A 13,000-nucleotide genomic window follows, 5' to 3' on the forward strand; every position below is an offset into this window, starting at 1 on the left:
TCCTCACTCGCCGTCGCCCCCACCGCCGTCCGCGTCCCCGCCCCAGTCGAGTACGTCGTCACCGCCCCGGCGCTCGCCGCTTGCCGCGCGCGTCGGCTCCGGGGGTCTCGGCCTGATCCGGTGGAGCCGGAGGGCCGCGAGATCCCGGGGAGGTGTGCGGGCCAGCACGGCGTCGGCGACGGCCGCGCAGTACCGCTCGAAGTCGGGCCAGCGCGGTGTGAACGAACCCGGCCAGGTCAGTGCCGCCCACAGGCACAGCACGGGCCAGCAGAACAGCGGCACGGCGGCCCAGAACTCCGCCTCCTCGATGCCACCGGGTGCGGGGGCGCCCGCGAGGCCGCCGTGGAGTCCGGTCCCGAGGGAGATGAGGAAGCCGAACCAGATCAGTCCCGTGCGCTGGCTGCCGTTGTAGCGCTTGAGGGGCGGCGCCCCGTCCAGCACACCCCTGCGGAACGCCTCGAACTCCGGCTCGCTCGCCACCTCGTACAGCGGTGTGGGCTCCGCCCGGTCGCGGAGTGCTTCGGCGAGCGCGCGGAGGGTCGGGTCGACCGGGAGGGGCGCGGATTCCTCGACGGTCACCAGTCCGTCGTCCGAGACCTGGGCGACACCGTCCGCGAGGAGCCCGGCGAGCGCGACCTCGGCGGCGTGCGGCATCCAGTGCGCCCGCTGGAACGCCGCCTGCACGGGGGAGACGCCGTCGGCCATGATCTGCCGGATGACGACCCGGTCCCGCCGACCGTCCCACCACCGGCTCACCCGCAGGGAGACGTCCACGACGAGAAACCCGACGAGCCAGCCGAGGATGATCAAGGGAGCCGGGCGCCCTTCAAGGCGGTGATGAAGGGGACGAAGGCGGTGACGGGGAAGGTGAGGGTGGCTCGGGTGGGGGCCTTGGAGTCGCGGATGGCTATGTGGGTCTCCAAGTCCGCGACTTCGAGGCAGTCATTGCCCTCGCCTCCACCGGAGTAGGACGACTTCTTCCAGTTGGGGCTTGTGGTCATGCTTGCCTCTTGAGGGCGTCGATGAAGGAGGCGAAGGCCCCCGCAGGAAAGGTGATGGTGGCTCGGGTGGGGCGCTTGGAGTCACGGACTGCTGTGCGGGTCGGGTCAGTGGCGATCTCCACGCACGCGTTGCCGTCGCCGCCGCCGGAATATGACGACTTGTGCCAGTTGGGCGCTGCGGTCACGGATGCCTCTTGAGGGCGTCGAGGAAAGCGGCGAAGGCCGTGCTGGGGACGGTGAGGGTGGCTCGGGCGCGGGCTTTGGTGTCGCGGATGGCTGTGTGGGTGGGGCCGGTGGCGACCTCCACGCAGTTGTCGCCGTCGTTGCCGCCGGAGTAGGACGACTTGCGCCAGTTGGGTGCCGGGGTCATGGCTGCCTCTTCACAGCTTCGAGGAACGTGGCGAAGGCGGTGGTGGGGAAGGTGAGGGTGGCTCGGGTGGGGGCCTTGGAGTCGCGGACGGCTATGTGGGAGGTGCGATCCGCGATCTCGACGCAGTTGTTGCCATCGTTGCCGCCGGAGTACGACGACTTGCTCCAGTGGGGCGCGGTGGTCATGGCTGCTTCTTGAGGGCTTCGAGGAACGTGGCGAAGGCCGTGATGGGGAAGGAGAGCGTGGCAACGGCGGGAGCTTTGGAGTCGCGGACAGCTGTGCGGGTGGAGCTGGTGGCGACTTCCACGCAGTTGTTGCCGTCGCCCCCACCGGAGTAGGACGACTTCCGCCAGTTGTCGAGGGCAGGCATCGCGGGCTCACAGCTCCTTGGACAGCGCGTGGATGATGTCACGCGAACGAACAGGGTCGGCCGACACACCTTCCACCCTGCGAAAGAGTGTTCGCAAGACATCCAGTTGAGCCTCGGAGTCGATGAGGCCGAGCCCGTGGGGTTCGTCGCGGGTCCCGGTGTCGAGCCTGGACACGGCGCCGCTGGCGAGCATCATCGGGGTCCAGGTGGCGCCGAAGCCGTCGATGTGGAAGGGGATGACCCGCACGGTGATGTGGTCCGACTCGGACAGCTCCAGCACCCGGACGAGTTGGGCTCGTGATGTCGCGCGGTCACCGACCCGGATGCGCAGGGCGGCCTCGTGGATGAGCGCCTGATAGGTGATCGGAGCGGGCCTGTCGAGGATGACCTTGCGCTGCACGCGGTGTCTGACGCGTAGATCCAACTCGTCTTCCGGAAGGTTCGGCACCCGGGAGCTGAACGTCGCGCGGGCGTAGTCCTCGGTCTGGAGGAGGCCCGGTATGACCATGAACTCCACGTCACGCCGGTACGTCGAGTGATGCTCCAGCTCCGCCAGGTCGAGGAAGGGCGTGGGCAGTTGCCCCCGGTACTCCTCCCACCACCCCCGCGTGCGGTCGGTCGCCATCGCCACCAGTGCGTCGATCAAGTCCGCGTCCATACAGGCGTAGTTGGCGGCCAGCCGCCGCACTCGTTGCTCGCTCACGCCCGCGATGCCGGACTCGATCTGACTCATCTGGACCGATGTCGTGCCGAGCAGTTCGGCGGCTTCGGTCGCCTTGAGGCCCGCGGCCTCGCGCAGGCGTCGTAGCTCCGTGCCGAGTCGTACCTGGCGTGCTGTGGGGTGCCGTCGTGCAGGCACGTGTCCTCTTTCTTCAACAGCGTTGAGATGGCGCCTCGTTCGGAGTCACGTTACGCGATCCGCTTGCCGCGAATGAAAATTATGCCCTACCGTCAGTGACGCAGCCACCGCGGAGCGGAAGCGCCCCCACCGCCTCCGCGCGCCCATTCGCCACCCCCCCCGGAGCTGATCCCCCATGCCCGAAACCGCCCCCACCCCCGATCCCGACACCTGGGAATACCTCCTCCACATCCCCCACGACCCCCGCGCCGTCCCCTTCTGCCGCCGTTCCGTCCGTCTGATCCTCACCCTGCACGGGCTCATCCGCCTGGTCGACACAGCGGAGCTGCTCGTCGCCGAGCTGGTCTCCAACGCCGTGCTGCACACCAAAGGGCCCGCCGCGCTGCGGGTCTGGCGGACGCCCTGGGGGACCGTCTGGCTCGGGGCCTGGGACGCCGACCCCGTACCGCCCGTCCTCCCGCTCACACTGGTCGACCTCGCCGGGGAGGCGGGGCGCGGGCTCGGGCTCGTCCGGACCTACGCCGATCAATGGGGCTGGCAGCCGTCCGGGCGGCTCGGCGCCGACGGCAAGTACGTCTGGTGCGAGCTGGCCGCCGCCTGATCCCGGCGCACGGTCAGGAAACCGGTCGCGCCGCCAGGACGAACGCCCGCGCTCGCACCTCCTCGCCGCCCGCCTCGCGGACCGTCCGCGCCCGTAGCTCAAGACCCGCCTTCGCCAGCGCCTCCGTCACGGAGCGGGTCGTCCGCAGGTAGTAGTCCAGCGCGATCCGACGACCGAAGCGCTCGCTCAGATGAACGTGCTCGTCCTCCTCACCCGTCTGGAAGGACAGGAGCACAAGTGCCCCGGGCCGCAGCACACGCCCTATCTCCTCGAACGCCCGTACAAGGTGGTCGTCGGGGATGTGGATGATCGAGTAGAGGGCCACCGCCCCGCCCAGCGTGCCGTCCGGGAGTTCGAGAGAGAGCATGGAGCCGATATGGAAGCGCAGGTCAGGATAGGTGCGGCGGGCGTGCTCCACCATCCTCGGGGAGACGTCCACACCGAAGACCGGGACCCCGAGGCCATGCAGGTGGGCCGTCACGTATCCCGGTCCCGACCCGAGGTCCGCCACCGGCGCGGGCGCCTGCGCCGCCGCCAGTTCCGCGAACGCCGCCACCAGGGCCCGGTCCAGCGGCTCGTCGTCCAGCCAGCGCGCGTGCGCCTCGGCGTACTCCGTTGCGATGGCGTCGTACGCCTGTGCGGTCCCCACCGCGAAGCCCTGCCGCGTCGTCGTCACACCGCCGCACGCTAGTGCAGTCGCCCCGCCCGCGTCCCGCCACCAGCGGTCCCGACAGATGAACGTATCGGCAAGACCCGGGGCAGGCGTGGTATGCGTGGAGTGTGGGGTTGTTTTCCGCCCTGCCGGGAGGCGGAAGCCCGGAAAAGACCGGGGAGCCTACCCATCCAAGTCCATAGCTATGCTCCGGACGGCCAGATTTTCTTGCCCTAACCGGCTGAAGTTTTGTTGATCGTGGGTCAGTTGACCGTCCGAGCGGCCTACCCTTCAGAGGGTGAAGCAATTGATGTCGCAAGAGTCCGAAGCGTCCGAGGTCGAAGCGTCCGAGGTCGAACTTCCCGGGGAAGCCCTTCCCGGCACCCTGCCGGAGGCACTGCGCGCGGAACTCGTCGCCTTCCGTCGCGACTTGCACATGCACCCCGAGCTGGGCAACCAGGAGTTCCGCACCACCGCCGCCATCAAGGCCCGGCTGGAGAAGGCGGGCCTCAAGCCCCGCGTCCTGGCCATGGGCACGGGACTCGTCTGTGACATCGGCGTACCGGACGACGGCCCCGCGCCCGCCGGGATGCTCGCGCTCCGCGCCGACATCGACGCCCTGCCCATCCCGGACGCCAAGACCGAGTGCGCCTACCGCTCCACCGTGCCCGACCGCGCCCACGCCTGCGGCCACGACGTGCACACCACGGTCGTGCTCGGCGCCGGGCTGGTCCTGGCCGACCTGCACCGGCAGGGGCGGCTGACCCGCCCGGTGCGGCTGCTCTTCCAGCCCGCCGAGGAGGTGCTGCCCGGCGGCGCCGCCGACGCCATCGACTGCGGCGTCCTGGACGGTGTCGCCCGGATCATCGCCGTGCACTGCGACCCCCGCGTCGACGTCGGCCGCATCGGACTGCGTACCGGCGCCATCACCTCCGCCTGCGACCGGCTGGAGATCTCCCTCGACGGACCCGGCGGCCACACCGCCCGCCCCCACCTCACCACCGACCTGGTCACCGCCGCCGCCCGGGTCGTCACCGACGTCCCCGCCCTCGTCGCCCGCCGCGTCGACACCCGCGCCGGGCTCGCCGTCACCTGGGGCCGCATCGAGTCCGGGCACGCCCCGAACGTCATCCCGCAACACGCCGAGCTGTCCGGAACCGTGCGCTGCCTGGACATCCATGCCTGGCGCCAGGCCCCCGACATCGTCCACGCGGCCATCGACGAGGTCGCCAACATGCACCGCGCCAAGTCCGAGATCACCTACGTCCGTGGCGTCCCGCCGGTCGTCAACGACCCCGCCGTCACCGAACTCCTCCGCGACGCCATGACCCTTCGCCGGGGCGCCGACTCCGTGGAGAGCACCGAGCAGAGCCTCGGCGGCGAGGACTTCTCCTGGTACCTGGAACACGTCCCCGGCGCCATGGCCCGCCTGGGCGTCCGCACCCCGGGAGAACGCACGGTCCGCGACCTCCACCAGGGCGACTTCGATGTGGACGAGCACGCGATCACGGTAGGTGTAGAACTCTTCACCGCCGCAGCACTGATCACCGGCTAGAGGACCCACTCGCCCGATAGGGGCGCGGGGAACTGCGCGACCAGCCCCCACCGAACCCGCACCCGCCCCACGCCCCCAAGCCGCCCCCCACCCCCCCCGCGAAATAACCCCCCGTACCCGATAAATCCCGATCAGTCACACCCCCGTAACCCCCCACCGGCACGAATGGATAACGGCCAGCGGCACCCCGTTCCCAGGATGGTCTACGCGCGTTAATGTGCGCCGAACTCAGCACCCACTGCGGGGCTTTGGAGAATGGGGAACTTCAGATGCGTCGGATATCCAAACTGACCCGCGTCGCGGTGGGGGTCGCGTCGCTCGCCCTCGCCGCCACCGCCTGCGGTGGAACCAGCAGCGAGAACAACGCCTCGGACGGCGAGTCGGCCAAGGAGGACCTCGGCCTCGCCATCGCGTACGACATCGGCGGCAAGGGCGACCAGTCCTTCAACGACGCCGCGTACGCCGGTCTGGAGCAGGCGCAGAAGGAGTACGGCTACAAGACGGCCGACGTCGAGCCCACCGAGGGCGAGACCGACGCCGACAAGGAGCAGCGCCTCGCCTCCCTCGCCCGCCAGGGCTACAACCCGGTGATCGGTGTCGGCTTCGCGTACGGCCCCGCCATGGAGGCCGTCGCCAAGGACTACCCCGACACCACCTTCGGCATCGTGGACTCCGTGGTGGAGGGCCCCAACGTCGCCTCCCTGGTGTTCGCCGAGGAGCAGGCGTCCTACCTCGCCGGGGTCGCCGCCGCCAAGGCCACCAAGACCAATGTCGTCGGATTCGTCGGCGGTGTGGACATCCCGCTGATCCACAAGTTCGAGGCCGGTTACCAGCAGGGCGTCGAGGACACCTCCAAGGGCAAGGTCACCGTCGTCTCGCAGTATCTGACGCAGACCGCCGAGGAGGGCGGCTTCTCCAGCCCGGACAAGGGCAAGGCCGCCGCCGAGGGGCAGATCGAGAAGAAGGCGGACGTGGTCTACCAGGCCGCCGGTCTGTCCGGACAGGGCGTGATCGAGGCCGCCGCCACCGCCAAGGTGTGGGCGATCGGCGTCGACTCCGACCAGTACGGGCAGGAGGCGCTGGCCGCGTACAAGGACTACATCCTGACCTCGGCGCTCAAGGATGTCGGCGGCGCGGTGTACGCCCTGGCCAAGTCGGTCGAGGACAAGAAGCCGCTGACCGGCACGCAGGTCTTCGACCTCAAGGTCGACGGCGTGGGCCTGGCCGACACCAACCCGAAGATGGCCGAGGTCGCGGGTCTGACGGACGCGGTCGCCGCCGCCAAGGCGGGCATCATCGACGGTTCGATCAAGGTCGCCACCGAGTAGAGATCGCCCCCGAGTAAAAATCTGGCAAAACGGTAAGAAGCCGTATCAAGCGGATGGAAGGTACGATCCTTCCATCCGCTTCGCCGTCCCACGGGCGATTCCCTAAGGCAACGCCCGTACGGCGCCCGTACGGCGCCCGTACGACCCCCGCGCACCGCCCCCGGAGGGCCCCGTACAGGCTTGGGCACGGCCGGATAACAAGGTGGACAGAAGGGGTTTTCAGGCCGGTCTACGCGCGTTAATCTGCGGCGAAACCTGCGCCGAAGCTGACCCTGGCTGAACCCTCACGGCGCATGTACGACAGGAGCACCACTCATGCGCCGGATTTCCCGGATCACGGTCGCGGGCGCGGCGACCGCCTCCCTGGCCCTCGCACTCGCCGCCTGCGGCGGGACCTCGACCTCCTCCTCCAGCTCGTCCTCGGAGTCGGGCGGCGAGGACAAGGGCCTCGCCATCGCCTACGACGTCGGCGGCAAGGGCGACCAGTCCTTCAACGACGCCGCGTACGCCGGTCTGGAGCAGGCGCAGAAGGAGTTCGGCTACAAGACCGAGGACGTCGAGCCCACCGAGGGCGAGACCGACGCGGACAAGCAGCAGCGTCTCGAGTCGCTGGCCAAGCAGGGCTACAACCCGGTCGTGGGTGTCGGCTACGCCTACGCGGCGGCCATCAAGGGCGCCGCCGAGAAGTTCCCGGACACCACCTTCGGCATCGTCGACGACGCCACCATCGAGGCGGACAACGTCGCCGACCTGGTCTTCTCCGAGGAGCAGGCGTCCTACCTGGCCGGTGTCGCCGCCGCCAAGAGCACCAAGAGCAATGTCGTCGGGTTCGTCGGCGGTGTCGACATCCCGCTGATCCACAAGTTCCAGGCCGGCTTCGAGCAGGGCGTCAAGGACACCAACCCCAAGGCCACCGTCCTGTCGCAGTATCTGACGCAGACGGCCGAGGAGGGCGGCTTCTCCAGCCCCGACAAGGGCAAGACCGCCGCCGAGGGCCAGATCGAGAAGAAGGCCGACGTGGTGTACGCCGCGGCCGGTCTGTCCGGTCAGGGCGTCATCGAGGCCGCCGCCGCCAACCAGGTGTGGGCGATCGGTGTCGACTCCGACCAGTACCAGCAGGAGGCGCTGGCGAAGTACAAGGACTCGATCCTCACCTCCGCCATGAAGGACGTCGCGAAGGCGGTGTACAACCTCGCGAAGTCCGTGGAGGACGGCAAGCCGGAGACCGGTATCGTCAAGGGCGATCTGAAGACCGGCGAGGTCGGACTGTCGGAGTCCAACCCGAAGTTCGCCGACGACGCCGAGCTCCAGGCAGCCATCGACACGGCCAAGGAGAAGATCATCAACGGCGAGATCCAGGTCAAGAGCAGCTGACCGGCGTCAGCTGTCCGAGCAGCGTGTAACCAGAGGGTTACGTCCGCTCAACGGGGTACGGGGAGGCTGTCTCCCGGTACCCCGTTGTCTCGGTGCGTCGCCCCTCCGTACCTTCGTATGCCGTAGGGGCGCTACGCGTGTAGATGACCCCCGACCCTCCGTCCACATGGGAGAGTGCGCCATCAACGCGTCCAGCAGCCCTCCGGCCGACGGCCCCGCCACAGCCGCGGCGGGCGGTCAGGCGACCGCCGTCGAACTCGCCGGGATCACCAAGCGCTTCCCCGGCGTCGTCGCCAACCACGACATCCATCTCACCGTCCGCAAGGGCACCGTCCACGCCCTGGTCGGCGAGAACGGCGCCGGCAAGTCGACGCTGATGAAGATCCTCTACGGTATGCAGAAGCCGGACGAGGGCGTCATCGCCGTGGACGGCGAGAAGGTCACCTTCTCCTCGCCCGCCGACGCCATCGCCCGCGGCATCGGCATGGTCCACCAGCACTTCATGCTGGCCGACAACCTCACGGTCCTGGAGAACGTGGTCCTCGGCAGCGAGAAGCTGCACGGCATCGGCGCCCGCGCCCGCCGCCGGATCAAAGAGCTGTCCGAGCGCTACGGCCTCGGCGTCCGGCCCGACGTCCTGGTCGAGGAACTGGGCGTGGCCGCCCGGCAGCGCGTGGAGATCCTCAAGGTCCTCTACCGCGGCGCCACCACCCTGATCCTGGACGAGCCCACCGCCGTCCTGGTGCCGCAGGAGGTCGACGCCCTCTTCGACAATCTGCGCGAACTGAAGTCCGAGGGCCTCTCGGTCATCTTCATCTCCCACAAGCTGGGCGAGGTGCTCTCGGTCGCCGACGACATCACCGTCATACGCCGCGGCACCACCGTCGGCTCGGCCGTCCCCGCCGAGACCACCGTCAAGCAGCTCGCCGAGATGATGGTCGGCAGCGAACTGCCCACCCCGGAGACCACCGGGTCCACGGTCACCGACCAGCCCGTCCTCACCGTCTCCGGGCTGCGCCTCGCCGCGCCCGGCGGCAAGGCCCTGCTGGACGACATCAGCTTCACCATCCACGCGGGCGAGATCCTCGGCATCGCGGGCGTCGAGGGCAACGGCCAGACCGAGCTGGTGGACGCGCTCATCGGCCTCAAGTCCGCCGACTCCGGCACCATCAGCCTGGGCGGCGAGGAGATCACCGCCTGGGCCACCCGCAAGCGCCGTGAGCACGGCATCGGCTATATCCCCGAGGACCGCCACCGGCACGGGCTGCTGCTGGAAGCGCCGCTGTGGGAGAACCGTATCCTCGGCCATGTCACCGAGGCCCCCAACGCCAAGGGCGTCTGGCTCGACCTCAAGGCGGCCCAGGCCGACACCCGCCGGATCGTCGAGGAGTACGACGTCCGCACCCCCGGTATCGACGTCACCGCCGCCTCGCTGTCCGGCGGCAACCAGCAGAAGCTGATCGTCGGCCGGGAGATGAGCCACAAGCCGCGCTTCCTGATCGCCGCGCACCCCACCCGGGGGGTCGACGTGGGCGCCCAGGCCGCGATCTGGGACCACATCCGCGAGGCCCGCCGCGACGGGCTCGCCGTGCTGCTGATCTCCGCCGACCTGGACGAGCTGATCGGGCTCTCCGACGTCCTGCGGGTGATCTACGACGGCCGGTTCGTCGCCGACGCCGACCCCGCCACCATCACCCCCGAGCAGCTCGGCTCCGCCATGACCGGCGCCTCCACCGGCCACCTGGACGAGGACAGCCCCGAGACGCTGGGCGACCCCGAGGCCCTCCGCGAGCCCGAGGTGACCGACGGCTCCGAGACGCCCGGTGACCCCGAGGTGTCCGACGGCTCCGAGACGCCCGGTGGCCCGGAGACTGCCATCGCCACCGGCACCGCCGCCGTCCGCGACCCCGAGACCCTCGGTGGTCCGGAGACCGATATCGCCACCGGCACCGCCGCCGTCCGCGACCCCGAGACCCCCGGTGGCCCGGAGACCGACATCGCCACCGGCACCGCCGCCACCGCCGCCACCGCCGCCACCGGCACGACCGGACCGTCCCCCGAGGCTCCGGAAGACGAGGCCCGCTGATGAAGAAGTTCGACAAGGAGCGGCTGCTCCTCACGGTGGCCGGACCGGTCATCGCGCTCGCCGTGGCCTTCGTGCTGATCGCCGTCGTGCTGATCGCCTCCGGCAAGAACCCGGTCGAGCCGTTCGTCCTGATGATCGAACAGGCCGGGTTCTCCGACATCCAGGTCCTGATCATCAACCAGGCGTCGATGTACTACATCGCCGCCCTCGCGGTCGCCATCGGCTTCCGGATGAACCTGTTCAACATCGGCGTCGACGGCCAGTACCAGCTCGCCGCCATGATGGCCGCCGTCGTCGGCGCCCATATGAACCTGCCCGCCGCGATCCAGATCCCGCTGCTGCTGCTGACCGCCGTGTGCACCGGCGCCTTCTGGGCCGGGATCGCCGGTGTCCTCAAGGTCACCCGCGGGGTCAGCGAGGTCGTCGCGACCATCATGCTCAACGCCATCGCCACCTCGGTGATCGCCTACATGTGGCTGCCGGACGTGTTCGGCGTCAAGGTCGGCAACAACAACACCACGGGCGAGATGCACGAGTCCGGCTGGGTCCCCGGCATCGACATGGGCGCCGCCGGAGAGATCTACGGCCTGGTGATCCTGGCCTTCGTCCTCGGCATCGGCTACTGGATCACCCTCAACCGCACCCGCTTCGGCTTCGATCTGCGCGCCTCCGGCGCCTCCGAGACCGCCGCCGCGGCCAGCGGCGTCAACCCCAAGCGGATGGCGCTCACCGCGATGCTGCTCTCCGGTGGCATCGCCGGGCTCGCCGGACTGCCCATCCTGCTCGGCGACACCCACACCTACAGCCTGAACTTCCCCACCGGCATCGGCTTCCTCGGTATCGGTATCGCCCTGCTCGGCCGCAACAGCCCGGTCGGCATCGCGTTCGCCGCCCTGCTGTGGGCCTGGCTCGACAAGGCATCGCCCGAGCTGGACTTCCACGGCTACGACAAGGAGATCGCGGTCATCATGCAGGGCCTGATCGTGCTGTCCGTCGTCGTCTCCTACGAGGCCGTCCGCGAATGGGGCCTGCGCCGCCAGCAGCGCCGGGTCGGCGCCGAACTGGCCGCCGGACTCGCCCTCGCCACCTCCGCCACCGACCAGACCACGAAGGAGGTGGCCGGCCGATGACCACCGTGACCGACCTCAACCAGCCCACGCTGCAACCCGCGGCGCCCACCGGCCGCCGTCTCACCCTGCCCGTGCTGATGCTGGTCATCGCCGGAGGACTGGCCCTGACCTCGCTGGTCCGGATCATCACCGGCGCCGACGGCATCACCAACGTCAGCCAGATGTCCACCGCCCTCCAGCTCGCCGTGCCCATCGGCCTCGCCGGACTCGGCGGACTGTGGGCCGAGCGCGCGGGCGTGGTCAACATCGGCCTCGAAGGCATGATGATCCTCGGCACCTGGTTCGGTGCCTGGGCCGGCTTCCAGTGGGGCCCCTGGACCGGTGTCCTCGTCGGCATCATCGGCGGCTGCCTCGGCGGACTGCTGCACGCCATCGTGACCGTCACCTTCAACGTCAACCACATCGTCTCCGGTGTGGCCATCAACATCCTCGCCCTCGGCGCCACCCGCTATCTCGCGCCGCTCGCCTTCGAGGGCCACCAGGGCGGCTCCAGCAAGCAGTCCCCGTCGGTCGAGTCGCTGGGGCACTTCACCGTGCCAGGGCTCTCCGACGCGCTCAGAGATCTCAACAACCAGGGCTGGTTCCTGATCTCCGATGTCGCCGGACTCCTCGGCGGGCTGGTCACCAATGTCTCCTGGCTCACCCTGATCGCCGTCGCCCTGATCCCCGCCACCTGGTGGATCCTGTGGCGCACCGGCTTCGGACTGCGGCTGCGCTCCTGCGGCGAGAACCCGGTCGCCGCCGAGTCCCTCGGCGTCAACGTCTACAAGTACAAGTACCTGGCCGTGATCATCTCTGGCGGGCTCGCGGGCCTCGGCGGCGCCTTCCTCTCCATCGTCGCCAACCCGTTCTATCTGGAGGGCCAGGTCAGCGGGCGCGGCTATATCGGCCTCGCCGCGATGATCTTCGGCAACTGGATGCCGGGCGGCCTCGCCCTCGGCGCGGGCCTGTTCGGCTACACCGACAGCCTCAATCTGCGCGGCGGCTCCGAGAACGTCCACGCCCTGCTGCTGCTCGCCGCGCTGCTGCTGATCATCGGCGCGATCTGGCTGGCCGTCCGCAAGAAGTATCTGAAGGCGGGCATCACGCTGGCCGTCGGCGCCCTGGTCTTCGCCTGGTACGCGGGCACCAACGAGGTCCCCAACCAGGTCGTCTCGGCCACGCCGTACGTCATCACGCTGGTCGTCCTCGCGCTCTCCGCGCAACGGCTGCGGATGCCGAAGGCGGACGGGATGCCGTACCGGAAGGGACAGGGCAAATGACCCCGGCCGCCGACTGGGACGCACTGCGCGCCCGTGCCCGCGAGGCGATGACCCGCGCCTACGCGCCCTACTCCGGCTACCCGGTCGGGGTCGCGGCGCTCGTCGACGACGGCCGCACGGTCTCCGGCTGCAATGTGGAGAACGCCAGCTACGGGCTGAGCCTGTGCGCCGAGTGCGGGCTCGTCTCGGAGCTCCAGCGCACCGGCGGCGGCCGGCTGACCCACTTCACCTGCGTGGACGGCAACGGCGACATCCTCGTCCCGTGCGGACGCTGCCGACAGCTGCTGTACGAGTTCGGCGGCCCCGATCTGCTGCTGGAGACCCCGGAGGGGGTCCTGCCCCTCTCGGCGATGCTCCCGCAAGCCTTCGGCCCCGGCCATCTGGTCGGTTAGCCCTCCCCGGCGGCCCCTCC

General features: G+C 69.7%; 15 protein-coding genes and 1 pseudogene. 8 read left to right on the top strand and 8 right to left on the bottom strand.

Going from position 1 to position 13,000, the window contains the following annotated elements; genetic code table 11:
* Positions 1–3: 3 nt before the first annotated feature.
* Genes AB0D49_RS03515 through AB0D49_RS03545 form a run of 7 tightly spaced genes read right to left on the bottom strand, consistent with a single transcriptional unit; the run spans position 4 to position 2,600 of the window.
* The gene (locus AB0D49_RS03515; RefSeq protein ID WP_362749980.1) at positions 4–810 is read right to left on the bottom strand and encodes a hypothetical protein; all 807 of its coding nucleotides are present in this window, start codon (positions 808–810) and stop codon (positions 4–6) included.
* The gene (locus AB0D49_RS03520; protein ID WP_362749983.1) at positions 807–1,001 is read right to left on the bottom strand and encodes a DUF397 domain-containing protein; all 195 of its coding nucleotides are present in this window, start codon (positions 999–1,001) and stop codon (positions 807–809) included. The genes AB0D49_RS03515 and AB0D49_RS03520 overlap by 4 nt, the downstream gene beginning before the upstream one ends.
* Entirely contained in the window at positions 998–1,186 is a 189-nt protein-coding gene (locus AB0D49_RS03525) for a DUF397 domain-containing protein (RefSeq protein WP_362749985.1), read from the bottom strand. Before AB0D49_RS03525 ends, AB0D49_RS03520 begins: the two co-directional genes overlap by 4 nt.
* Positions 1,183–1,371 carry a DUF397 domain-containing protein gene (locus AB0D49_RS03530; RefSeq protein ID WP_362749988.1) on the bottom strand — a complete coding sequence of 63 codons (189 nt, stop codon included), beginning with the start codon at positions 1,369–1,371 and terminating at the stop codon, positions 1,183–1,185. The genes AB0D49_RS03525 and AB0D49_RS03530 overlap by 4 nt, the downstream gene beginning before the upstream one ends.
* Entirely contained in the window at positions 1,368–1,556 is a 189-nt protein-coding gene (locus tag AB0D49_RS03535) for a DUF397 domain-containing protein (protein ID WP_362749990.1), read from the bottom strand. Before AB0D49_RS03535 ends, AB0D49_RS03530 begins: the two co-directional genes overlap by 4 nt.
* On the bottom strand, positions 1,553–1,741 hold the full coding sequence (locus AB0D49_RS03540; protein ID WP_362749993.1) for a DUF397 domain-containing protein: 189 nt from the start codon (positions 1,739–1,741) through the stop codon (positions 1,553–1,555). The genes AB0D49_RS03535 and AB0D49_RS03540 overlap by 4 nt, the downstream gene beginning before the upstream one ends.
* Before the next feature lie 7 nt (positions 1,742–1,748).
* The gene (locus AB0D49_RS03545) at positions 1,749–2,600 is read right to left on the bottom strand and encodes a helix-turn-helix transcriptional regulator (RefSeq protein WP_362749996.1); all 852 of its coding nucleotides are present in this window, start codon (positions 2,598–2,600) and stop codon (positions 1,749–1,751) included.
* Positions 2,601–2,775: 175 nt separating this feature from the next.
* Here AB0D49_RS03545 and AB0D49_RS03550 point away from each other — a divergent pair, with 175 nt between their 5' ends.
* Positions 2,776–3,201 (top strand): ATP-binding protein, encoded by a 426-nt coding sequence (locus tag AB0D49_RS03550; protein ID WP_362749998.1) that lies wholly within the window; start codon positions 2,776–2,778, stop codon positions 3,199–3,201.
* A 13-nt stretch (positions 3,202–3,214) separates the two neighbouring features.
* Here the strand turns inward: AB0D49_RS03550 and AB0D49_RS03555 are convergent, their stop codons facing one another.
* On the bottom strand, positions 3,215–3,877 hold the full coding sequence (locus tag AB0D49_RS03555) for a class I SAM-dependent methyltransferase (protein WP_362750001.1): 663 nt from the start codon (positions 3,875–3,877) through the stop codon (positions 3,215–3,217).
* A 286-nt stretch (positions 3,878–4,163) separates the two neighbouring features.
* On the opposite strand from AB0D49_RS03555, the gene AB0D49_RS03560 reads away from it, so the two are divergent.
* The 7 genes and pseudogenes from AB0D49_RS03560 to AB0D49_RS03590 all read left to right on the top strand — a co-directional run bounded on the left by AB0D49_RS03560 (position 4,164) and on the right by AB0D49_RS03590 (position 12,980).
* Positions 4,164–5,408 carry a M20 family metallopeptidase gene (locus AB0D49_RS03560; protein ID WP_362750004.1) on the top strand — a complete coding sequence of 415 codons (1,245 nt, stop codon included), beginning with the start codon at positions 4,164–4,166 and terminating at the stop codon, positions 5,406–5,408.
* A gap of 269 nt (positions 5,409–5,677) precedes the next feature.
* Positions 5,678–6,736: a BMP family ABC transporter substrate-binding protein gene (locus tag AB0D49_RS03565; RefSeq protein WP_362750007.1), complete on the top strand. Its 1,059-nt coding sequence runs from the start codon at positions 5,678–5,680 to the stop codon at positions 6,734–6,736.
* Between the two features lie 315 nt (positions 6,737–7,051).
* Positions 7,052–8,110: a BMP family ABC transporter substrate-binding protein gene (locus AB0D49_RS03570; RefSeq protein WP_362750010.1), complete on the top strand. Its 1,059-nt coding sequence runs from the start codon at positions 7,052–7,054 to the stop codon at positions 8,108–8,110.
* 166 nt (positions 8,111–8,276) lie between these two features.
* Positions 8,277–9,863 (top strand): annotated as a pseudogene (locus AB0D49_RS03575) (ABC transporter ATP-binding protein); the annotation flags it as partial.
* Positions 9,864–10,195: 332 nt separating this feature from the next.
* Positions 10,196–11,326, top strand: a complete 1,131-nt coding sequence (locus tag AB0D49_RS03580; RefSeq protein ID WP_362750013.1) for an ABC transporter permease — start codon at positions 10,196–10,198, stop codon at positions 11,324–11,326.
* Entirely contained in the window at positions 11,323–12,588 is a 1,266-nt protein-coding gene (locus AB0D49_RS03585; RefSeq protein ID WP_362750016.1) for an ABC transporter permease, read from the top strand. Before AB0D49_RS03580 ends, AB0D49_RS03585 begins: the two co-directional genes overlap by 4 nt.
* On the top strand, positions 12,585–12,980 hold the full coding sequence (locus tag AB0D49_RS03590; RefSeq protein WP_362750019.1) for a cytidine deaminase: 396 nt from the start codon (positions 12,585–12,587) through the stop codon (positions 12,978–12,980). The genes AB0D49_RS03585 and AB0D49_RS03590 overlap by 4 nt, the downstream gene beginning before the upstream one ends.
* Positions 12,981–13,000 lie beyond the last annotated feature (20 nt).

The organism is Streptomyces sp. NPDC048290 (assembly GCF_040652095.1).
Classification (GTDB): Bacteria; Actinomycetota; Actinomycetes; order Streptomycetales; family Streptomycetaceae; genus Streptomyces.